The 21,231-nt window shown below is 41.6% G+C and carries 23 protein-coding genes; 1 reads left to right on the top strand and 22 read right to left on the bottom strand.

What is annotated here, in order from left to right:
- Positions 1-255: 255 nt before the first annotated feature.
- The 15 genes from recO to rpsU form a co-directional block, all read right to left on the bottom strand.
- Positions 256-1,026, bottom strand: coding sequence for a DNA repair protein RecO (gene recO / locus NST15_RS11700; protein WP_255233981.1), 771 nt, complete (start codon positions 1,024-1,026; stop codon positions 256-258).
- Positions 1,027-1,061: 35 nt separating this feature from the next.
- A complete protein-coding gene (locus NST15_RS11705; protein WP_008342408.1) occupies positions 1,062-1,205 on the bottom strand; it encodes a YqzL family protein in 144 nt (47 codons plus the stop codon).
- 147 nt (positions 1,206-1,352) lie between these two features.
- Positions 1,353-2,258, bottom strand: coding sequence for a GTPase Era (era, locus tag NST15_RS11710; protein WP_007501305.1), 906 nt, complete (start codon positions 2,256-2,258; stop codon positions 1,353-1,355).
- The gene (locus NST15_RS11715) at positions 2,251-2,649 is read right to left on the bottom strand and encodes a cytidine deaminase (protein WP_008342410.1); all 399 of its coding nucleotides are present in this window, start codon (positions 2,647-2,649) and stop codon (positions 2,251-2,253) included. Before NST15_RS11715 ends, era begins: the two co-directional genes overlap by 8 nt.
- Before the next feature lie 112 nt (positions 2,650-2,761).
- Complete coding sequence (locus tag NST15_RS11720) at positions 2,762-3,148, bottom strand: diacylglycerol kinase family protein (RefSeq protein ID WP_008342413.1); 387 nt, start codon at positions 3,146-3,148, stop codon at positions 2,762-2,764.
- Complete coding sequence (ybeY, locus tag NST15_RS11725) at positions 3,126-3,605, bottom strand: rRNA maturation RNase YbeY (protein WP_007501310.1); 480 nt, start codon at positions 3,603-3,605, stop codon at positions 3,126-3,128. Before ybeY ends, NST15_RS11720 begins: the two co-directional genes overlap by 23 nt.
- A complete protein-coding gene (locus NST15_RS11730; protein WP_173408463.1) occupies positions 3,606-5,696 on the bottom strand; it encodes an HD family phosphohydrolase in 2,091 nt (696 codons plus the stop codon). It lies immediately after the preceding gene.
- Between the two features lie 138 nt (positions 5,697-5,834).
- Positions 5,835-6,794: a PhoH family protein gene (locus NST15_RS11735; protein WP_008342419.1), complete on the bottom strand. Its 960-nt coding sequence runs from the start codon at positions 6,792-6,794 to the stop codon at positions 5,835-5,837.
- A 3-nt stretch (positions 6,795-6,797) separates the two neighbouring features.
- On the bottom strand, positions 6,798-7,988 hold the full coding sequence (yqfD, locus tag NST15_RS11740; RefSeq protein ID WP_041090989.1) for a sporulation protein YqfD: 1,191 nt from the start codon (positions 7,986-7,988) through the stop codon (positions 6,798-6,800).
- Between the two features lie 18 nt (positions 7,989-8,006).
- Positions 8,007-8,288, bottom strand: coding sequence for a sporulation protein YqfC (yqfC, locus tag NST15_RS11745; RefSeq protein ID WP_012010618.1), 282 nt, complete (start codon positions 8,286-8,288; stop codon positions 8,007-8,009).
- Between the two features lie 206 nt (positions 8,289-8,494).
- Positions 8,495-8,974, bottom strand: coding sequence for a hypothetical protein (locus tag NST15_RS11750; RefSeq protein ID WP_017358016.1), 480 nt, complete (start codon positions 8,972-8,974; stop codon positions 8,495-8,497).
- A 31-nt stretch (positions 8,975-9,005) separates the two neighbouring features.
- Positions 9,006-9,998, bottom strand: a complete 993-nt coding sequence (gene floA, locus NST15_RS11755) for a flotillin-like protein FloA (RefSeq protein ID WP_007501317.1) — start codon at positions 9,996-9,998, stop codon at positions 9,006-9,008.
- A gap of 27 nt (positions 9,999-10,025) precedes the next feature.
- A complete protein-coding gene (locus NST15_RS11760; RefSeq protein ID WP_342498544.1) occupies positions 10,026-11,339 on the bottom strand; it encodes a nodulation protein NfeD in 1,314 nt (437 codons plus the stop codon).
- A gap of 141 nt (positions 11,340-11,480) precedes the next feature.
- On the bottom strand, positions 11,481-11,930 hold the full coding sequence (locus NST15_RS11765; protein ID WP_007501319.1) for a GatB/YqeY domain-containing protein: 450 nt from the start codon (positions 11,928-11,930) through the stop codon (positions 11,481-11,483).
- Between the two features lie 14 nt (positions 11,931-11,944).
- The gene (rpsU, locus tag NST15_RS11770; protein ID WP_003152957.1) at positions 11,945-12,118 is read right to left on the bottom strand and encodes a 30S ribosomal protein S21; all 174 of its coding nucleotides are present in this window, start codon (positions 12,116-12,118) and stop codon (positions 11,945-11,947) included.
- A 182-nt stretch (positions 12,119-12,300) separates the two neighbouring features.
- Between rpsU and NST15_RS11775 the strand changes: the two genes are divergently transcribed.
- Positions 12,301-13,230, top strand: coding sequence for a Na/Pi symporter (locus NST15_RS11775; RefSeq protein WP_342498545.1), 930 nt, complete (start codon positions 12,301-12,303; stop codon positions 13,228-13,230).
- Positions 13,231-13,270: 40 nt separating this feature from the next.
- On the opposite strand, the gene mtaB is transcribed toward NST15_RS11775, so the two are convergent.
- The 7 genes from mtaB to hrcA form a co-directional block, all read right to left on the bottom strand.
- On the bottom strand, positions 13,271-14,629 hold the full coding sequence (gene mtaB / locus NST15_RS11780) for a tRNA (N(6)-L-threonylcarbamoyladenosine(37)-C(2))-methylthiotransferase MtaB (RefSeq protein ID WP_017367626.1): 1,359 nt from the start codon (positions 14,627-14,629) through the stop codon (positions 13,271-13,273).
- The gene (locus NST15_RS11785; RefSeq protein ID WP_035390848.1) at positions 14,629-15,399 is read right to left on the bottom strand and encodes a 16S rRNA (uracil(1498)-N(3))-methyltransferase; all 771 of its coding nucleotides are present in this window, start codon (positions 15,397-15,399) and stop codon (positions 14,629-14,631) included. Before NST15_RS11785 ends, mtaB begins: the two co-directional genes overlap by 1 nt.
- Before the next feature lie 23 nt (positions 15,400-15,422).
- Positions 15,423-16,358 carry a 50S ribosomal protein L11 methyltransferase gene (gene prmA, locus NST15_RS11790; RefSeq protein ID WP_019743216.1) on the bottom strand — a complete coding sequence of 312 codons (936 nt, stop codon included), beginning with the start codon at positions 16,356-16,358 and terminating at the stop codon, positions 15,423-15,425.
- Positions 16,359-16,380: 22 nt separating this feature from the next.
- Positions 16,381-17,514, bottom strand: coding sequence for a molecular chaperone DnaJ (dnaJ, locus tag NST15_RS11795; RefSeq protein ID WP_008342467.1), 1,134 nt, complete (start codon positions 17,512-17,514; stop codon positions 16,381-16,383).
- Positions 17,515-17,679: 165 nt separating this feature from the next.
- A complete protein-coding gene (gene dnaK, locus NST15_RS11800) occupies positions 17,680-19,518 on the bottom strand; it encodes a molecular chaperone DnaK (RefSeq protein WP_008342469.1) in 1,839 nt (612 codons plus the stop codon).
- 24 nt (positions 19,519-19,542) lie between these two features.
- Positions 19,543-20,100, bottom strand: a complete 558-nt coding sequence (gene grpE / locus NST15_RS11805; protein ID WP_008342471.1) for a nucleotide exchange factor GrpE — start codon at positions 20,098-20,100, stop codon at positions 19,543-19,545.
- A gap of 63 nt (positions 20,101-20,163) precedes the next feature.
- Positions 20,164-21,195 (bottom strand): heat-inducible transcriptional repressor HrcA, encoded by a 1,032-nt coding sequence (gene hrcA, locus NST15_RS11810; RefSeq protein ID WP_008342473.1) that lies wholly within the window; start codon positions 21,193-21,195, stop codon positions 20,164-20,166.
- Positions 21,196-21,231 lie beyond the last annotated feature (36 nt).

Raw genomic sequence — 21,231 nt, forward strand, 5'->3', positions numbered from 1 at the left:
AAAACTCCCGTCTCTATGCTCGCAAGGTTCCTTGCAAACATAGGGACGAGAGTTTTTCCCGCGGTTCCACCCTATTTGCTGGTGTCGTAGCACCCAGCCGCTTTGTTTTACGTTGCTCAAGAATGCCTTTCGTTACGTGTCCATCCTTAGCTCACACCGTCCTAAGGTCGCTTTTATGGCTGATACGTAAGTACTTCTTTCTGTCAATGCAACATATTTGATCTTAGATGATCTTACAAAAAGTCATGGAAGATGTCAACTTTTGTTTTCACCGTCCATTAGCTTTTTCATGGATTCCATTTGATTCATGAATTTTTTTGATTTTAAATAAAGACCTGAATACTCTTCATAATAATGATCGAGCACTTGACGAATTTCTTGTTTCGTTTGTGGTTTCACGTCAACCTGACCAAGCCTTGATAAATCAAAATAATGAAACAAACGGAGCAGTCTTGCTGCTGCTGGGGATAAGGGCAGTTTATATGGATCTTTAGAAAAGCATTGCCTACAGATGAATCCGTTATCTCTAATTGAGAAATGGAACTGCCCTTCTTTTTGACCGCAGTGTACACATTTGTCCAGTTCAGGCTTCAACCCCATCACTGACAGCATTTTAACCTCTACGATAAATAAAATAATATCAGCATCTGTGCCTTCATTGAGATGGCGTAAAGATTGAAGAAGAAGTTCAAACAAGTAAGGGTTTGGCTTCTTTTCTTCTGTTCCTTTATCAAGTAATTCTGTCATATATGCGGCATATGCGGTCAGAAATAAATCTTCCCGAATGGTCCGCATGCTTTCCATCATTTCACCTTGCTGGAGCGTTCCAAGTCCTGTTGATGATTGGATCAGGAAGGTTCCGTATAAAAACGGCTGGCTTATGGCTGACAGGCGGCTGTTCGATTTCTTAGCGCCTCTTGCCATCACACCAATTTTCCCATGTTCTCTAGTGAGCAGCGTGACAATTTTGTTTGTTTCGCCATAATCTGTTGTTCTAAGGACGATTCCTTCACTTTTAATGAGCATTTGTCTACACTCCGAGCATTGGAGGGGGTCAAGAATTATAAGATTGGAAAATCAAGTCGTGCTATTTCTTCTTCAAGTACATCGGGTCTTTCCAGGTTCTCCTTTTCTAACTCTTTGAAAAGCAGATACGTGTCAACGCTTCCTGTTTGTGAAAATACGTTCCATGTAAAATTCAACATAAAAACCCCACCTTTCTTTATTAGAAGCAGCAACGCTACATCCAACATATTAATTTTATCTTGACCAGGCTACCTCCATTTCATGATAAACAATTTTTACTAATCGAACCGCACCATTGTCAGATCTACTAACAACTGTATCGGTTTTTAATATTCGTCTTCTCTAAATCCGAAATCACGAAGATGTGTGGATTTATTACGCCAGTCCTTCTGCACTTTTACCCAAAGCTCTAAATACACCTTTGAGCCTAAAAGTGCTTCAATGTCTCTGCGCGCTTTTTGTCCCACTTCTTTTAATAAGCTGCCGCGCTTACCAATCACAATCCCTTTTTGTGAATCACGTTCTACGACGATGGTCGCTGCAACATGAATCTTGCCGTTTTCATCTGGCTTGATCGATTCAATTGCAACCGCAATACTGTGAGGGATCTCTTCTCTCGTTAAATGCAGCACTTTTTCACGAATTAATTCAGAAATAATAAATCGCTCTGGGTGATCTGTTACTTGATCTGCCGGATAAAATTGAGGGCCTTCTGGAAGATAACCTTCAATTTGCTGAAGAAGCGTATCAATGTTGTTGCCTTCAAGTGCTGAAATTGGCACAATTTCCTTAAATGGGTAACGTGTGCGGTATTCATCAATTAAAAGGAACAGTTCATCCGGATGAATTTGGTCAATTTTATTGACGACAAGGAACACCGGTGTCGATGTTTGCTTTAGTCGTTCAATGATGAATTCATCACCTTTGCCATAGCCTTCCTGTGCGTTGATCATAAACAAGATCAGGTCGACTTCCTTGAGTGTATTTTGAGCCACCCTCATCATAAAATCGCCAAGTTTGTGCTTAGGTTTATGAATTCCTGGTGTATCGATAAAAATCGTTTGTGACGTGTTCGTTGTCAGAACACCTTGCACTTTGTTTCGAGTCGTTTGGGGCTTATCACTCATAATCGCAATCTTTTGTCCAATCACACGATTAAGAAAGGTCGATTTCCCTACATTTGGTCTTCCAATAATTGATACAAATCCTGATTTGAAGCTTTCGTTAGTCATTTAAATCCTCCGGTGAAAATGCGCCTGGCAATAGTTCGTTTACTGTCGTTTCGTATATATGTCCTTTTAAGTTCGTTAGAATCACTGGCATATCAGGTGCACATAGCTCTGAAATGACCTGTCTGCATGCACCGCATGGTGAAACAGGCCGATCTGTATCAGCCACTACTGCAAGCATTTGAAAAGATGTGATGCCCTCTGAGTAAGCTTTAAAAAGTGCTGTTCTTTCCGCACAATTACACATACCATATGCTGCATTTTCAATATTGCAGCCGCCATACACTTTTCCGTCATGCGATAATAATGCTGCACCGACTTTGAATTTAGAATAGGGTACATATGCAAAATCTCTTGCTTTGACTGCTTCTGAAATCAACTCTTGTTTGTTCATTCTAGTTCCCACTTTCAGAAGAAATGGTACCACTGTCACATTTATATTTTACATAATTCACGTGACATTTTCACGCCCATTTCTAAAAATGTTAATAAATAGTAATATTGTTCTATTGCATGATCTTCGGTAAGAAGATGATCAACCCAATCATAACCGAAATGGCGGCGTAAACGCAAACAGCGCCTGCTGCGGCGTCCTTCGCTCTCTCAGCAAGAGGATGCTTCTCTTCTGTGAAAAGATCTACTGTATGTTCAATCGCTGTATTCACAAGTTCTAACGCAAACATCCCGCCGCATAAAAGCAGAATGATCATCCATTCAACCGGATGAATGTGAAACCAAAAGCCGCAAATCACCACGATGATGGCTGCGACTGTGTGGAATCGAAAATTCCGTTCATTCAAGAAAGTTCGCCATATTCCTCTAAATGCATAATAAAAACTCCGAAAAAAACGGACAAGCGGCGTTCGCTTCTTACGATGATCTCGAAAGGCCATAATCATCCAAAATTTTTGTCTGTTTGGCGAACATTTCTTTTTCATCTTCTTCTGTCATATGATCATAACCAAGCAAATGAAGAAAACCATGAATCGTTAAAAATCCTAGCTCTCTCATAAAGGAATGTCCATATTCCTCTGCTTGCTCTTTCGTTCGATCAACACTAATGATAATGTCACCTAGTACCGGCGGAATGTCATCAGCTCCAATGATTTCAATTTCCCCTTCGCCTTCTTCCTCAAGGGCAAACGAAATTACATCTGTTGGTGCATCTTTTCCTCGGTATTCTTTATTAATTTGATGAATTTCTTCATTTGAAACGATCGATACTGATACTTCCGCTTGATCTTTTACCTCAAGGGCATCCGCAGCAAATTGAAGAAGCTTTTCCACTTCTTCAAGCTGCTCTTTCGATACTTGTCCTGTTTCATCTATTAAATCGATTAACAATGTCATTTACTTCACCTTCTGCTTCGGGGCATCTGGATATTCAATCCGAGAATGGAAAATCCCCTTTAATGTTGTACAAATTGTTTGGCTAATAATATTTAATTCTTTAAATGTCAGATCACATTCACTAAATTGCCCATCCTGCATCTTATCTGAAATAATGCCTTTGACAAGCTTTTCAATCCGCTCAGGGTTTGGATTATGCATCGAACGAACCGCCGCTTCCACGCTGTCAGCTACAGAAATAATGGCCGCTTCTTTCGATTGCGGTTTTGGACCAGGATAACGAAATTCTTCTTCTGTCACCTGATCATCCCGTTCTTTTGCCTTATAGTAAAAGAACTTCAGCAGGGACTTTCCGTGATGCTGTTCTGCAATGTCCACAAGTTCCTCTGGAAACTTCTTTTCTCTCAGCATTTCAGCACCATCTGTCGTATGGGCAATAATAATATTCTTGCTCAGCTGAGGAGAAAGCTTGTCGTGTGGATTATCAATGTTCATTTGGTTTTCGATAAAGTATTGTGGTCTTTTCGTTTTTCCAATGTCATGATAATAAGCCCCGACCCTTGCCAACAATCCATTTGCACCGACTGCTTCACATGCAGCATCCGCTAAATTCGCCACCATGACACTATGATGATAAGTACCTGGTGTCTCTGTTAAGATCTTTTTCAGCAGCGGATGATTCGGGTTCGATAATTCAATAAGCTTCATGGTCGAAAGAATGCCAAACATGCTCTCAAAGACTGGCATTAACCCAATAACCAAAATAGCCGATGCAAACCCTGACACAATCGCCATGATGAGGTTTACACCTATTTCAAGCCCTGATGGAGAAGAATTTTGAATCAGCGTAATGGACAGCACAACAAGTACATTCACCAAAGCTACCCAAAGCCCCGCCTGCAAAATTTTCGATCTCGCATTATGTTTTCTCAAAAATAAAATTCCCGCCATCCCGCTTATTAGATAATAAGCACAGATGACATAGTTAAAGACGCCTGTTACTCCTTGATTAAACATCATACTGCCGCAAAGGGCAAATACAAGGCCGGAGAAGATTGCCAGCCGCTCATTGATCAGCAGCTTAATCAGCATCGTGCCAAGTGCCACAGGCACGACATAGCCTATGGTCGTATACTTCGTTTCCTGGAAGAGACTGAATACTTCCATGATGATTAAAATAATGGTGAAAATGAGCGAGTACAGCAGTAACGATTTATTCTTATGGACGAGCGACTTTTTCCTCGATTCAAGTGAGTGGACAATCGCCGCTAAGAAAAGACCGATTAAGATGATAAGACCGCTTACAGGCTTAAACAAATTGGAACTGTTTAAAAGACCGGTCAGTTCTAATTTACGATACACTTCACGGTCAATGAGCTCGCCTTCTTCCACTAAAATTTGCCCTTGCTTGATTTGAACTGGCTGAATATTATCAGCTGCTTCTTGTCTTTTCTTCTCTGTTGCCACCGGGTCAAATACATAGTTTGGAATAATCGCAAATTCACCAATTTCTTTCGCTGCATTTAAATATTTTGACGGAATCGAATTGTTTTCAAGCTCTGCTTTCACTTGTTTCTTTTCATCTTGCAGCTTAGAAGCTGTGATTTCTTTCCCCATGAGCGAATTGACCACTGTGATGATGGAGTCCTTTGTAAAAGAAAGGTTTTCGTCACTTGCTTGGAGCAGTGCTTTAATCGATTGATCCGAAACAGCTTCCTGCATATCGGTTGTGAGTTTCTCTTTTACACGCTTCACCATCTCTTGATCTGTTGGCGGGTTCTCTTTGTCATCAGCTGCTGCTTTCTTCTCTTCTTTAATGGCTTCAAAGAGGGATGAAATGAGGTCAACACGATTATCAGAATACGCTTTTTTGAGTGTATATTGGTCTTCTACTTGATCCGTTGCTTCTTGTTTCTTTTCTTCTGTTGCTTCTTGGTCATCAACGGTAGACGGAGAATAGATGGTCTGTTCGCTCACTGAAAACAAATCTAGGTCGAGCGATTCAGGCTTTACATGGAAGAAGAGCACCACAAACAGGATGGCCGCTAAACCAGCGTATAGCAGTACGTTTAAATAGCGTGAGCGCTCCATTTTCTGAGGTTCTTTTTTAGACAGCAGCCTTTTGCGCTTACTGCCTTTCTGATTCTTTCTCAAGGAAAGTACCTCCTTTTTTACTTTAAACCACGATCGAAACAAAATGACCCGATTAAGGCGATCGGGTCACTCAGTTCATTTTTGCTTTTCGTATGCTCCAATGATCTTCGCCACAAGCGGGTGTCTGACCACATCTGTCTGGTCTAATTCAATGAATGAGATACCCTTGATCTCTGCAAGCATGTCCTTTGCAGCCGCAAGACCTGACTGCATACCTTTAGGCAGATCAATTTGTGTAATATCTCCTGTAATGACCATTTTAGAACCAAAGCCTAGTCTCGTCAAAAACATTTTCATTTGAGCTGGCGTTGTATTCTGCGCTTCATCTAAAATCACAAATGCATCATCAAGCGTCCGCCCTCTCATATAGGCAAGAGGGGCAATTTCAATCACTCCGCGCTCAATTAAACGTTCCGTATGATCACTGCCAAGCACATCGTGCAGAGCATCATATAGCGGTCTTAAATAAGGATCGACTTTTTCCTTTAAATCTCCTGGCAAAAAGCCAAGACTTTCTCCTGCTTCAACAGCTGGCCTTGTCAGGATAATCCGTTTGACATGTCCATTTTTGAGGGCATGTACTGCGTTGACCACTGCCAAATACGTTTTACCTGTACCAGCAGGTCCAATCCCAAAGACCAGATCATCTTTTTTCATTGCCGCAGCATATTCACGCTGGCCGATCGTTTTGACTCTGATCGACTTTCCTTTGGCATTTTTCGTAATTTCATCTTCATACATATTTTCAAAATAATTGAGCTTGTCTTTTTGCGCCATTTTAATGGCATAGACGACATCCCGTTCAGAAATCTCAATTCCTTTACGAATGAGATGTAAGAGAGATGTAATCAAACGGCTCACAGTATCTCTTGATGCTTCCTGACCAGAAACATACACTTTCTCTCCACGTGTAATAATGGAGACATTCAGCTCGTTTTCCATCAGTTTCAGATAAGCATCTTGATTGCCAAATAAAGCAATGGCTTCGTTTGGGCTATCCAATTTTTGTTGAATCTCAAGTAAATGTTCTGTCATTCTCTAGTCTCCCTGAACAATAGGTGTTGGTTGAACAATATCTTCTATTACTTGGTAAAGGATGATTAACTTAACTTTACCATTCCCTGTTGTCTCGTGCAAAACTTTTTCACTTTTCACCTCACCTGTTTGACCTAGCTTTTCTTCTAATTCTTTTTTACCCATTTTAATCCCTGCTTGAACCGCTTCTTTATTTGTGTATTCTCGATTTATTTTTTCACTTTCTCGTGTGATTTCCTTTTCATAGGAGAACGGCAGCTGCATATTCAAGAAATGAAGCGGGTGAACTTCTGTTTCTGTTTTCGGCTGCTGAAAATCATCTTTTTTAAAGGAAAATCCCCAAAATGGGATGGAGCCTCCAAACAAGGAGAGCTTGTGCTTTGTCTTCATTTTACCCGTAAAGACATCAAAAGATGTTCGGAGAGGGACAGAAACTTCAGATCGGTACCATGTTTCACCATATATTTTTGCTTTGGCTCCGACCGTTTTTTTCTGATCTTCACTCCCAATTAAACCTGAGACGAGCATCTGCCCTTTTTTCACATGTTCATCGACCTGGGCAAGCGGTTCCCCCTTTTCTACATACATTCTCGTGATGACCGCCTTTTTCTTGGCAACGATGTGCTGAGGACTCGTATATTTCTCCTTTTCAGGTTCATTTTTTTCGACCACTTTCATTTGAAACGTCGTTCCGTTCAGTTCAACTCCGACCCATGTAATGCTCTGAATATTGGTCGTCAATGATTTTTGTATTTTTTCAGGGGTCCCCATGAGAAACTGAAAACGCCCTTTTTGTACCCCTATTTCGTCCAGATGCTTTCTCATTTGGTGTTCTGTTTCTGGATTCGCACCTTTAATCTCAATTTTCCACACCATATTTGAAAGAGCCAATATCGTCACTAGGAAAAAAGCCATCCCGAGGGTGAATCCAATATTTCTTCTCGACCATAGAAGAAGAAACGGGAACCCTTTCTTTTGATGAAACGAACATTTCACCTCATGATGTCTGCGCACTTTTCTAAAGGCATGTACATCTGAGAGGCGAATAAATAAGCGCACGCTGTCTTGACGGCGGCTCACTTGAAAAATTGTGATCCCCTGTCTCGTGCACTCATTGATCAGCCGCTCAATACCGCTTCCTCTTATCTCCACTTCCACTCTGCCAATAAAATAGGCAAACCATTTGTTCTTCACGTTTCTCCCCTCCGTCAGTTAAGAATCAATATAACGGACCTCATCGATTTTCCCCTCTAATAAGATCTCTTCTGGCAAAATCGTTTTAATCACAAAGTCTTTTCCTGAAATAATGCACTGTCCTTGCTTGAGCATCAGCCTTACCTCTTGATCACTGAAAAGTAAAAGCCCTTTATGGTTCTCTATGTAAATATGGAGTCTGCCAACCATCGTAATACGGGGAAGATCCATCATCACGTCCGGAGGGATTTCAAGTGTTCTTGTCAGCCATGCTTTAAGTCGATTTTTTCTTTTTCCCATTCAATAAGAACCCCTTCCCACCTCATGTGTATGAGATCAAACTGAAAGATGGTGAGACTGATGAGAAAGCCTCTATATCATCCTATTCCTTAGCGGTTCATATCATGCTAATGAATCCCGTAAAACAGCCGTTTCATCATTTTGACTAAGAAAAATCTCCATTACGCAACAAAAAAGCCCCCTTAAGAATAAGGGGACTTTCTTCTTTATCTTTTATATGGTCGTTTCATCGTTCGATGCGGCTTTTTCGCACGAGGCTCTCCAAATACTTCACCAAGGATCATCCCTTGAACGACCGTATCTTGGTTGAGCTTCTCAATGATTTTCGGCTTCATTTCAGCAGATGCTGCCTTTGGCCTAGTAAGCTGTCTTTCAAGCGATTGAAACTCTTTATTCAGCTCGCTTTTTCTTTCTTCCATTTCGGCAAGTGTAGCGGTATAACGATCCTGTAAGGACTGTGAACCTTGTTTCTTCATCCCGCCATGATCATGTACATCGCCAAAATCGTCCAACTGGTCTGTTTTGACCGGGGCTGGTCGTGTTTGTTCTGCCTTCTTTTGAGGAGCCGGCTTTTGCTGCCGGTTATTTTGTTCCTTCTCCTCTTGTTTGCCGATTTTCCCAAAGACCGCAGAGATAATACCGATGATAATCGCTATTAGTAACGGATTTTCAAATAGAATGTCCAATGGGCTCCCTCCTTAAAGCGTGAGAGGATGCTTATTTGTTTTCATTATCAGATGGACCTTTTGTCATTTTGCCAAATGAATCTCTCATATCCGTATCAGCATCGATATTCTTAATGTTCATGTAGTCCATAACTCCAATATTACCTTCACGTAGTGCTTCGGCCATTGCAAGTGGTACTTCAGCCTCTGCTTCTACTACTTTCGCGCGCATTTCTTCAACTCTCGCACGCATTTCTTGTTCTTGTGCAACAGCCATCGCGCGGCGTTCTTCTGCTTTCGCCTGTGCAATGTTTTTGTCGGCTTCTGCTTGGTCTGTCTGCAGGATCGCCCCGATATTCTTACCGATATCAACATCTGCGATATCAATCGAGAGAATTTCAAATGCTGTACCTGAATCTAATCCTTTACCAAGAACCGTTTGAGAAATCATATCAGGATTTTCAAGAACCTTTTTATGATTATCTGATGAACCGATTGTTGAAACAATCCCTTCACCTACACGAGCAATGATCGTTTCTTCCCCTGCACCACCGACAAGTCTGTCAATGTTTGCACGAACTGTAATACGTGCTTTTGCTTTTACTTCAATCCCGTCCATCGCAACACCTGAGATAAATGGTGTTTCAATGACTTTAGGGTTTACACTCATTTGGACAGCTTCAAGTACGTCACGGCCTGCTAGGTCGATTGCCGCACAGCGAGCAAAGTTCAATTCGATATTCGCACGCTGAGCTGCGATCAGTGCGTTGACAACTCGGTCTACGTTACCACCTGCAAGATAGTGGCTTTCTAATTGGTTAATCGTCGCATCAAGACCTGCTTTATGCGCTTTGATGAGCGGGTTGACCACTCGGTTTGGAATCACTCGGCGAAGTCTCATTCCTACAAGTGTAAAAATGCTCACTCTTACGCCAGCCGCTAAGGCAGAAATCCACAGCATCACCGGTACAAAGGTGAAGAAGATCGATAGAACGATCAAACCTGCTGCGATAATCACAAATAATAGTAAAGTAGATGGATCCATTTTATTCCTCCTATAAAATCAGTATATCTATACTTTCCTCACGACAATGCGTGAGCCTTCCGCTTTCACAATTTTTACTTGTTCATCCTTATCGATAAAAGCACCTTCTGACACAACATCAATGCGCTCGTCTCCGAATACAATCGTACCAGATGGACGAAGTGCTGTTGCTGTCACTGCGATTTGTCCTATAAGATCATCTCTTGTTTCATTTGAGACATAACCACTTTCTTTATTGGTTGAATCGGTTAAAATGAACTTTTTAAAAAATTTCATACGTTTCCCCAACACCTTTGTCAATAAAATAACTGCTATGATTGAAACAGCAGTGGCAATCAAGATGGAAATCGCCATTTCTGTAAAGCTTCCAGCTGCTAAAAATAAGCTGACAACGACACAGATTAGTCCAATGACACCCACGATTCCCCCTGGCAAAAATAATTCCAGAATGATCAACACAACCCCTGCCAAAAACAGGAACAATGTCTCATATCCTGCAAAACCTGCCACGAGATGACCATAAAAGAATAGAAGAAGCGCTGTGACTCCCATGGTACCTGGGACCCCAAAGCCGGGAGAATATAATTCAACAATTAACCCTAAGCTCGCGATGGATAAAAGGATAGGAATGACGATCGGATGCGTGAGAAAACGCGCAACCTTTTCAGCAAAGCTCACTTCATCGTATTGAACAGAAGCATCTGCTAAGTTCAGCTTCTGAAGCAAGTCATCCATATTTTTCGCTTCTCCTTCTGCATAACCGAACTGAAGCGCCCGATCTGTGTTAAAGGTCAGCAATTCTCCTTTTGGTGCACCAGCTTCTTTTGCGTCTATATCTACATCTGCCATCGCAAGAGCATATTTTGGATCACGCCCCTGCTTTTCAGCAGCGTCACTCATTTCAGCAAGCCATAGAGATTCAGATTTTTGATCGGCAGCGTTGCCTTCACCGTCAATGATCGCAGCAGCCCCCATCTTTCCGTTTGGGGTCATATAAATTTGATCGGCATTTAGGGCAATGAATGCCCCGGCTGAAAGCGCTCTATGATTCACAAACGCTGTCACTGGGATGTCGGATGCACGAATGGTATCGGCTATTTCAAGCGCCGCATCGACTGCACCACCTGGTGTATTGATGTCGAGAATGATGTGCTTCGCCCGTTCCGACTTTGCCTGCTCAAATGATCGTTCAATGAATTTAGAAAGTCCTTTTTCTACTGTATCTTCAATTGGGATAACATGAACTTTCTGATCTGCTGATTTCGCGGTCAATTGAACCCCTAATAACAAGCATATTATAAAACAACTGAAGAGAGCAATAGAAATTTTCATTTTTTTCATCTATTTGGTGATCCCCCCTCTCTTTCTTTCATTTTACCGTTCCTTTACATACGTTACAAATGTATCATAGGTTTCATTTTTATATGACAGGTTTATGGAGGCATAAAAAAAGTACCCTTCTAACATGAGAAGGATACTTTTTTATTGAGACAGTTGCTCGCTGACAAGTCTGTTAATCACAGCACCATCAGCTTTACCTTTTACTTTTGGCATAATAGCGCTCATCACTTTACCCATATCAGCTTTCGATGAAGCACCGGTTTCGGCGATTGTTTCTTTCACAACCGCCTGCAGTTCTTCTTCAGAAAGCTGTTCAGGTAAATAAACGTCTAAAATGTCAATCTCTTTTTGAACTTTATCTACTAAATCTAAGCGATTAGCTTTCGAAAATTCATGGAGGGAGTCTTTACGTTGCTTAATCTCGCGGGAAAGGACGGTTAGTTCCTCATCTCCGGTCAAACTGTCTTTCTTAAGCTTTATTGCTTCATTTTGCAGTGAAGCCTTTACCATACGAATGACAATAAGCTTGTCTTTCTCTCGGTTTTTCATAAAAAGCTTCATATCAGAATTTAATTGCTCAAGAAGACTCATAAAATCCACCCTCTTTAGAATTTACGTTTTCTAGCAGCTTCAGACTTTTTCTTACGCTTTACGCTAGGCTTTTCATAAAATTCACGCTTTCTTGCTTCTTGCAATGTTCCAGTTTTGGATACACTGCGTTTAAAGCGACGAAGAGCATCTTCAAGCGATTCGTTTTTTCTAACGACCGTTTTTGACATTCTCTTTCCCTCCCTCCGAATACACCAATCGACTGCATTAAAAAAAGATATACATGCAAAACATGTACCTAGACATTATAATATAAGCCTAGGTTGAGGTCAACTAAGTGATTTGGAAATATATTTTCGTCATGAGCAGGTAGACAAGTCCATATATTCATTGGTAAGAGGAGGACTTTTCTATGATGGCGATCATTTATTTTTGTGCACTTATTTTCATTTTTTTATGGGCAATGGGTTTGCTTAGGAAAGGATTAATGGCGCTCACGTCGTCTCGTATTGAGAAATCTCTTCTTCTCTTTACAGATCATCCAGTCAAAGCATTCTTGGTCAGTATTGTGTTTACAGGGGTTCTTCAAAGCAGTTCGGCGTTTATGGTCATCGTTATCGGCTTTGTGAGTACAGGTATTCTCACGTTTAAAAAATCCATACCCATGATTCTTGGAACGAATATCGGCTCAACATTTACGACAGAATTTATTGCCATTAAGATGGACGTGTTTATGTGGGTTCTGATTGCAGCTGGTCTTTTATGTATCATTTTGGGCAGGAAATCTTTTCGATATGCAGGAAAAAGTTTATTTGGGCTTGGCATGATCTTTTTTTGCATTCAAGGTTTTTCAAAAATTGCAGGTATGATGACCAGTCAGCCAGAGACTCTGCGTTTCCTTGAAATGATGCAGCACTCCGATTGGACAGCTCTTCTCTCTGGTACAGTGGTCACGGCGATTGTTCATTCAAGCTCTGTATGTATCGGTATTTTGATGGGATTTATGAATGAAGGGACTGTCGCTCTAAAAGAAGGCATCAGCTTTGTTTTAGGGTCCAATATCGGAACATGTATTACTGCCATGATGGCTGCTATCTCTGGCGGTTATGCAGCACGCCAAACCGCGTATGCACACGTCGTGTTTAATGTTCTAGGTGTTCTTTTATGTCTTCCTTTTCTCGCCTTTATCACAGAGTTTGTTGCGCTTCTCGCAAGCTCTCCTGCCCAGCAGATTGCGCACTTTAGTCTGCTGTTTAATGTTGCAAGTTCTCTCCTCTTTTTCCCGTTCATCCGCCCTTTTCACGCCTTGATTTTATTCCTTCTTCCGAATCGGTCAACATAAAAGAAACCGGCTTGCCTAATGGCTGCCGGTTTTTCATCTATTATGAAGTCATTCTCACTTGATCCGTCTGCACGTCATCACTTATACGGACGAATTGTCCTTCGTTATATGGATAACCTGCTTTCGTAATCTTCACTTTTACCAAACGGCCGATCATGTCTTCTGTTCCTTCAAATACGACCTTCATGTAGTTATCAGTATATCCTACATACAGATTGTGCGTTCCGTCTTGTTCTTTGAAGGATTCTTCTGGAATAATCTCTAAGACATCGCCTTCATATGCCGATGCATATTCTTTCGCAAGCTGATCAGAAAGAGCGATTAGACGGTGAACGCGTTCGTTTTTCACATTCTCATCTACTTGATCTTCCATTCTTGCAGCAGGCGTACCTGTCCGTTTGCTGTAAGGGAACACATGGAGCTCAGAGAATTGATGGTCTTTGACAAAATTGTATGTTTCCATAAATTCTTCTTCTGTTTCTCCAGGGAATCCAACGATCACATCTGAAGTGACAGCAAGACCTGGCAATGCTTTTTTGAGCTTCGTTAAACGCTCTGCAAAGAATTCCATTGTGTATTTACGGCGCATTCTTTTCAGTACAGTATTAGAGCCAGATTGAAGCGGAATGTGCAAGTGTCTCACAATTTTATCTGACTGATCGAGCACTTCAATCACTTCGTCTGTAATTTGACTTGCTTCAATGGATGAAATGCGGATTCGTTTTAATCCCGCCACACGTTCATCTAATTCTTTCAGAAGCTTAGCAAAGTTATAATCCTTTAAATCTTCACCGTATCCACCTGTATGAATACCTGTTAATACAATTTCTTTGTAGCCAGCATCGACAAGCTGCTGCGCTTGATTGATGACTTCTTCTGGATCGCGAGAACGCAGTAATCCGCGAGCCCAAGGGATAATGCAGAATGTACAGAAATTGTTACAGCCTTCTTGGATTTTTAATGAAGCACGTGTTCTGTCAGTAAACGCAGGAACATCTAGTTCTTCAAAGACCCGTGCTTTCATGATATTGCCAACTCCATTGATCGGCTGTCTTTCTCTTCTGTATTCTTCAATATAACCAAGCAGTTTATGTCTGTCTTGTGTGCCAACCACAATATCAACACCAGGAATCGCCATGATTTCTGCCGGAGACGTTTGTGCGTAACAGCCTGTTACACAAATGACACCATCCGGATTATGACGAATGGCTCTTCTAATGACTTGGCGGCTTTTTTTATCGCCTGTATTGGTGACGGTACATGTATTAATGACATATACGTCTGCTTTTGATTCATAATCTTTTCTTTCATAGCCAGCTTCTTTAAACAGTTGCCAGATGGCTTCTGTTTCGTAGTGATTGACCTTACAGCCAAGTGTATGGAACGCTACTGTTCCCATCATGATTCACCTCTTAATAACTCTGTTTGATAAGATATAGCAGAAAGCGCGTAAAGAGGAGCTGTTTCTGTTCTTAAAATGCGTGGTCCAAGCCCGCAAATGACTGCACCATGCGCTTCAAGTTCTTCAATCTCCTTTTCTGCTAAACCGCCTTCTGGACCAAAAACCACTAATAAGGTTTGTCCGCCCTTCATCTGTTGGAGCACCGTTTGAAACCGGCTTTGCTCGCCTTCTTTCGATGATTCTTCGTATGCAACGACACATTTATCGAATTCACCGGCCAGTTGAATCAGCTCTTTAAATGTTGATACTGGATGAACGCGCGGAATGATATTCCGGTAAGACTGCTCGGCAGCTTCTTTCGCAATTTTTTCCCAGCGATCTCGTTTTTTTAATGACTTTTTTTGGTCAAGTTTTGTAATCGAACGAGTCGCTTGAAACGGAATAAAAGCACTTGCGCCAAGCTCGGTGCCTTTTTGGATAATCCATTCAAGCTTATCCCCTTTTGGCAGACCGCTTGCAATCGTCACCTTGATCGGAAGTTCTCGATTCTGATTCGTCCAGCCTTCCAAGTGACAAATCACTTCTTCCTTTGTTATTGTATCAATTTTACTGAGCGCTTCAAAGCCGTCTGTCGTTAAGCAAAGGATGTCTTCTCCTGCTTTCATCCGCATGACGTTTGCAAGGTGATGAACATCTTCACCCTTTATGACGATGTTTCCCTTTTCCGTCACTTCTTCTTTTGTGAGGTCGATAAAATATCGTTGCATACGTGTCCTGACACCTACTCGCTTTATTTTTTCGCTATAATGCTGACCCAATCTTCCATTGACAGCACTTCAACAATCTCAAAACCGGCTTCTTCTAAAGCCGTTTTGACTTGTAATTTCTTTTGTCCGATAATGCCTGATGTAATAAAGTAACCGTCTTTCTTCAATAGATCATACGCTTGATCTGTAAAGCGCAAGATGACCTCTGCAAGGATGTTGGCCACAATCACATCGCGTTCACCTGAAATCCCATCAAGTAAATTGTTTTGTTTTACCGTTACTTGGTCGCTCACACCATTTAATTCGATGTTCTGCTTTGCACTTTCCACTGCAACGGTGTCGAGATCAAATGCATGAATGTCTTTTGCACCGAGCATTGCAGCGGCAACACTTAAAATGCCAGATCCTGTTCCAACGTCAATCACCGTGTCGTTTTCCTTCACATAGCGCTCAAGCGCCTGAATGCAAAGAACCGTTGTTGGATGTGTACCGGTTCCAAATGCCATTCCAGGGTCCATTTCGATGATCAATTCATCAGAATGAACGGGTGTGTACTCTTCCCATGTTGGGACGATGGTAAATTTCTCAGAGATTTTCACAGGATGATAGTATTTCTTCCATGCAGTCGCCCATTCTTCTTCGTTTACTTCACAAATTGACAGTGTATTTCGTCCAAGGTCAATATCGTATAGAAGAAGATTGTTGATGGCTTCTTTGATCTCATCTACCGTTTCCATCAAAAAGCTATTCATCGGAAGGTAGGCTTTGACGATAACCCCTTCCTCAGGATAATCATTCGGATCGAGCTGGTAGATCTCACCGTATACATTTTCACGTTCCTTGACTAAATCAAGCGGGTCCTCAATCACGACACCACTTGCACCTGCTTCATGCAAAATATTGGTGATCGGTTCCACCGCTTCATTTGTTGTATGGACGCTAATTTCTGACCACTTCAATACTACCAACTCCTTATCCGTCTTACTCGCCTTTAAATGCGCGTTTCACCTTATCGAAAAAGCTCATTTCTTGTTCGTCCGGTTTATTTCCGCTCACTTCAGCAAATTTTCTAATGATATCTTTTTGATTTTCAGTTAAATTCGTCGGTGTTACGACGCGTACAACGATATGCTGATCGCCTTGACCATAACCGCGTACATTTTTTACACCTTTTCCTTTGAGTCTAAACTTCGTACCCGTTTGTGTGCCCGCGGGAACTTTTAATTTGACTTTCCCATGTAATGTCGGCACTTCAATTTCATCACCTAGTGCAGCCTGCGCAAAGGTAAGCGGCATTTCGCAGTAGATGTCATCTCCATCTCGTTCGAAGAATTCATGCGCCCTCACATGGAAAACAACAAATAGATCGCCTGGAGGTCCTCCATTTACACCTGGTTCACCTTGACCAGATACTCTAAGCTGCTGACCATCGTCCACACCTGCTGGGATCGTCACATTGATTTTCTTGCGCTTACGCACTTTACCAGATCCACCACATGTTGAACACTTATGTTCAATTTGTTTACCAGTTCCGCTACAGTAGTTACATACTCTGCGGTTGACTACTTTACCAAATGGTGTGGATTGCTCGACATTTAGTTGACCTGATCCACCGCAATGTGAGCATGTCTTCGCCTGTGTTCCAGGTTTTGCACCTGATCCATGACACGTTTCACATGATTCCTCGCGGGGAATCTCGATCGTTGCTTCTTTCCCAAATGCCGCTTCTTCAAATGAAAGGGTCATTGTATATTGAAGGTCCGCTCCTTGACGCGGTGCATTTGGATCTCTTCTTCTGGCTCCGCCGCCAAAAATACTAGAGAAGATGTCATCAAAGCCGCCGAAGCCGCCAAAGTCTCCTCCACCGCCAAATCCGCCGCCACCAAATCCTTGGTTTGGATCGGTGTGACCGAACTGGTCATAATGTGAACGTTTTTGATCGTCAGAAAGGGTTTCATAGGCTTCTTTTACTTCTTTGAATTTATCATCTGAGCCAGCTTCTTTATTAATATCAGGGTGATACTTTTTTGAAAGCTTGCGGTATGCCTTTTTGATTTCGTCCTTTGAGGCGCTCTTACTCACGCCAAGCACTTCATAGTAATCACGCTTACTCATCTCTTCACACTCCCGATTTTCTCACATAAATACGATTGTATCATTTTAAATTGATCTTTTTCAATTCCTTTTCATCGTTGAAAAGAAAAAAGTCAAAGCCAAGAGATCCTGACTTTGACTTTCTGACGAGTACGTTTCAGCAGTCTTTTTCAAAAGTAAAGGTGATTATTTTTTCTCTTGATCGTCGTTTACTTCTTCGTATTCTGCATCCACTACATTGTCATCTGCTTTTTGAGCACCTTCAGCGCCTTCTTGCTGAGCTTGTGCTTGTTTTGCAGCTTCTTCATAGAGCTTTGTCGTTAATTCTTGAACGATTGTTTGTAGCTCATCTTTTTTCGCTTTGATGTCTTCAAGCTCGCCTTTTTCGATCGCAGCTTTTAGCGCATCTTTTGCATCATTCGCTTTTTTCACTTGCTCTTCATCGATTTTGCCTTCAAGATCTTTTAATGTTTTTTCTGTTGTAAACACTAATTGATCTGCTTCATTGCGCACTTCGATTTCTTCTTTTTTCTTTGCATCTGCTTCAGCATTTTCTTCTGCTTCTTTGACCATTTTTTCGATCTCATCATCAGAAAGACCTGAAGAAGATTTGATTGTGATGTTTTGCTCTTTGCCTGTACCCATATCTTTCGCACGTACGTTGACAATACCGTTTTTATCGATATCAAAAGATACTTCGATTTGTGGTACGCCGCGTGGTGCTGGCGGGATATCAGTCAATTGGAAACGACCTAATGTTTTGTTGTCTGCTGCCATTGGACGCTCACCTTGTAAGACGTGAATGTCTACAGCAGTTTGGTTGTCAGCAGCCGTTGAGAATACTTGAGATTTGCTTGTTGGAATTGTTGTATTACGTTCAATCAGCTTTGTGAATACGCCGCCCATTGTTTCAATTCCTAAAGAAAGTGGTGTGACGTCAAGAAGAACAACGTCTTTGACATCTCCTGTGATAACTCCACCTTGAATTGCCGCACCAAGTGCAACCACTTCATCAGGGTTTACGCCTTTATGAGGCTCTTTACCTGTTTCTTTTTTGATTGCTTCTTGTACTGCAGGAATACGAGTTGATCCACCAACAAGGATGACTTTATCAATCTCGCTAGCAGATAGACCAGCATCTTTCAGTGATTGACGTACAGGTGTCATTGTACGCTCTACAAGGTCTGCAGAAAGCTCTTCGAATTTAGCACGCGTTAGCGTTAATTCTAGGTGAAGAGGACCTGCATCTCCAGCTGTGATAAATGGCAGTGAGATTTGTGTAGAAGATACACCAGAAAGATCTTTTTTCGCTTTTTCAGCAGCATCTTTTAAACGCTGAAGCGCCATTTTATCTTTAGAAAGATCAATGCCGTTTTCTTTTTTGAACTCAGCCACTAGATGATCGATGATGACTTGGTCAAAATCGTCTCCACCTAGACGGTTGTCCCCAGCAGTTGAGCGTACTTCAAAGACGCCGTCTCCAAGCTCAAGGACTGATACGTCAAATGTACCGCCACCAAGGTCATATACAAGAATCGTTTGATCTTCATCTGTTTTATCTAAACCATAAGCAAGTGCAGCTGCTGTTGGTTCGTTGATGATACGTTCTACTTCAAGACCAGCAATTTTACCAGCATCTTTTGTTGCTTGGCGCTCTGCATCGTTGAAGTAAGCAGGAACTGTAATAACCGCTTTTGTTACTTCTTCGCCAAGATAAGCTTCAGCGTAAGATTTAAGGTGTTGAAGGATGATTGCAGAGATTTCCTGCGGCGTGTAGTTCTTGCCTTCAACTTCTACTTTATAATCTGTACCCATATGTCTTTTAACAGACATGATGGTGTTCGGGTTTGTAATTGATTGACGTTTCGCTACTTCACCTACTTGGCGCTCTCCATTTTTAAAAGCGACAACAGATGGTGTTGTACGTGCTCCTTCAGCGTTTGCAATAACTTTTGGCTCGCCGCCTTCGAGTACTGCAACACATGAGTTTGTTGTTCCTAAGTCAATACCAATGATTTTACTCATATTCGATGACCTCCCATTATGTAGTTATTGATTTACTTTTACCATTGATGGACGAATAACTCGGTCTTTGAGTTTATAGCCCTTTTGCAATTCTTCTACAACGATGTTTGAATCGTAGTTTTCATCTTCAACTTGCATGACGGCTTGATGAAGGTTTGGATCGAACTCTTTGCCGACAGCTTCAATTGGTTCAACGCCTTCATTTTTCAACGCTTCTACCAGCTGGCGGTAAACCATTTGCATACCTTCTAACAAACTTTTCGTCTGCTCATTGTCTGGATCGATTCCAAGCGCTCTTTCAAAGTTGTCGAGAGCTGGGAGAAGGTCGCTGACAACATGTTGAGAACGATATTTTTGCACGGTCTCCACTTCAGTTCGAGCACGGCGTTTATAGTTTTCAAAATCTGCTTGAACACGCAGAATTTTGTTTTCTTTTTCATCTAGAAGCTGCTGCAATTCATCAATCTTCTCTTGGAAGGCAGACTGTTCATCGTGCTTTACTTCCTCAGTTTCTGCTTGAACTGCTTCTTCTTGTGCTTCAACCTCTGCTGCTTGCTCAGGTGTCTGTTTTTCTTCTGACATTGTGTTCACCTCCCTCAAAAGATTCAATTATACGAAGGGGCAGTGCCCCCACCTTTTATCACCCTACTCATCATACAAATTGGAAAGTGCGTTTGACAAGTCTTTTGATACATGATGCAAAAGACTAACAACTCTGCCGTAATCCATACGGGTTGGACCAATGACAGCGATGGAGCCGAGTGATTTTTGATCAATCGCATAAGTTGCTGTGATTAAACTGCAGTTCTCCATTGCTTCCAAATTGTTTTCTGAACCGATTTTAATGGTGATTCCTTGCTGATTTGGATGAAACAGCTGCATGACATCATTCTTTTGTTCAATCAGCATCATGAGTGAACGAATGCGGTCAATGTCATGAAACTCTGGCTGGTTCAACATATTAATCTTCCCGCCAAAGAAAAGTTTTGATTCATTTTGTGTTGAAGTGAATGTGTTACCAAGCGCATCTAAAATATGATCATAGTCTTTTAAATGCGTGCGAAGGAGCATCACTACTTCTTTATACATCCTGTCCTTCAGCTGATCCATCGGGACTCCGGCTAAGCGGCTGTTTAAAATATTCATCAGCTTCTCAATATCGGAGACATCAAGATGCTCAGAGAAGGTAATGGTTTTGTTTTCAACATGCCCGCTGTCTGTAATCATAATCGCTACTGCTTTATTAGGCTGGACGGGGACAAGCTGAATTTGCTTCAATCGATTTTCACTTAGCTTTGGACCAAGGACAATCGATGTGTAGTTTGTGAGATCTGATAAAATTTCCGCCGATTTTTGAACTGTTTTTTCCAGCTCAAAAATTTTCTCCTGAAATACTGACTGGATGAGCACAAGCTCTTTAGATGACAGTTTTCGCGGAGAGAGCAAATGATCTACATAATAACGATATCCTTTTTCGGAAGGAATTCTTCCTGATGAAGAATGGGTCTTTTCAATAAAACCGAGTTCCTCCAAATCAGCCATTTCGTTTCTAATCGTCGCAGAGCTGAATGTAATGTCTTCTTTTTTGGAAAGAGTCCTTGATCCAACTGGCTGCGCCGAACGAATAAAGTCATTAATAATGACTTGTAGAATCAAAAGCTGACGATTTGTTAACATCATCATCACCCCTGTTAGCACTCTCTTTCAACGAGT

Origin of the sequence: Bacillus sp. FSL R5-0820, assembly GCF_038593385.1 — a bacterium.
Classification (GTDB): Bacteria; Bacillota; Bacilli; order Bacillales; family Bacillaceae; genus Bacillus; species Bacillus altitudinis.

Bases quoted from the DNA above. Each gene is read 5' to 3' on its own strand.
- NST15_RS11785 (WP_035390848.1), bottom strand. From the start codon at position 15,399: ATGCAACGATATTTTATCGACCTCACAAAAGAAGAAGTGACGGAAAAG.
- NST15_RS11775 (WP_342498545.1), top strand. From the start codon at position 12,301: ATGATGGCGATCATTTATTTTTGTGCACTTATTTTCATTTTTTTATGG.
- dnaJ (WP_008342467.1), bottom strand. From the start codon at position 17,514: ATGAGTAAGCGTGATTACTATGAAGTGCTTGGCGTGAGTAAGAGCGCC.
- NST15_RS11715 (WP_008342410.1), bottom strand. From the start codon at position 2,649: ATGAACAAACAAGAGTTGATTTCAGAAGCAGTCAAAGCAAGAGATTTT.
- era (WP_007501305.1), bottom strand. From the start codon at position 2,258: ATGACTAACGAAAGCTTCAAATCAGGATTTGTATCAATTATTGGAAGA.
- NST15_RS11760 (WP_342498544.1), bottom strand. From the start codon at position 11,339: ATGAAAAAAATGAAAATTTCTATTGCTCTCTTCAGTTGTTTTATAATA.
- NST15_RS11730 (WP_173408463.1), bottom strand. From the start codon at position 5,696: ATGGAGCGCTCACGCTATTTAAACGTACTGCTATACGCTGGTTTAGCG.
- mtaB (WP_017367626.1), bottom strand. From the start codon at position 14,629: ATGGGAACAGTAGCGTTCCATACACTTGGCTGTAAGGTCAATCACTAC.
- hrcA (WP_008342473.1), bottom strand. From the start codon at position 21,195: ATGTTAACAAATCGTCAGCTTTTGATTCTACAAGTCATTATTAATGAC.
- NST15_RS11735 (WP_008342419.1), bottom strand. From the start codon at position 6,794: ATGACAGAACATTTACTTGAGATTCAACAAAAATTGGATAGCCCAAAC.
- yqfC (WP_012010618.1), bottom strand. From the start codon at position 8,288: ATGGGAAAAAGAAAAAATCGACTTAAAGCATGGCTGACAAGAACACTT.
- grpE (WP_008342471.1), bottom strand. From the start codon at position 20,100: ATGTCAGAAGAAAAACAGACACCTGAGCAAGCAGCAGAGGTTGAAGCA.
- NST15_RS11720 (WP_008342413.1), bottom strand. From the start codon at position 3,148: ATGGCCTTTCGAGATCATCGTAAGAAGCGAACGCCGCTTGTCCGTTTT.
- dnaK (WP_008342469.1), bottom strand. From the start codon at position 19,518: ATGAGTAAAATCATTGGTATTGACTTAGGAACAACAAACTCATGTGTT.
- ybeY (WP_007501310.1), bottom strand. From the start codon at position 3,605: ATGACATTGTTAATCGATTTAATAGATGAAACAGGACAAGTATCGAAA.
- rpsU (WP_003152957.1), bottom strand. From the start codon at position 12,118: ATGTCAAAAACGGTCGTTAGAAAAAACGAATCGCTTGAAGATGCTCTT.
- NST15_RS11705 (WP_008342408.1), bottom strand. From the start codon at position 1,205: ATGTTGAATTTTACATGGAACGTATTTTCACAAACAGGAAGCGTTGAC.
- floA (WP_007501317.1), bottom strand. From the start codon at position 9,998: ATGGATCCATCTACTTTACTATTATTTGTGATTATCGCAGCAGGTTTG.
- recO (WP_255233981.1), bottom strand. From the start codon at position 1,026: ATGCTCATTAAAAGTGAAGGAATCGTCCTTAGAACAACAGATTATGGC.
- NST15_RS11765 (WP_007501319.1), bottom strand. From the start codon at position 11,930: ATGAGTCTTCTTGAGCAATTAAATTCTGATATGAAGCTTTTTATGAAA.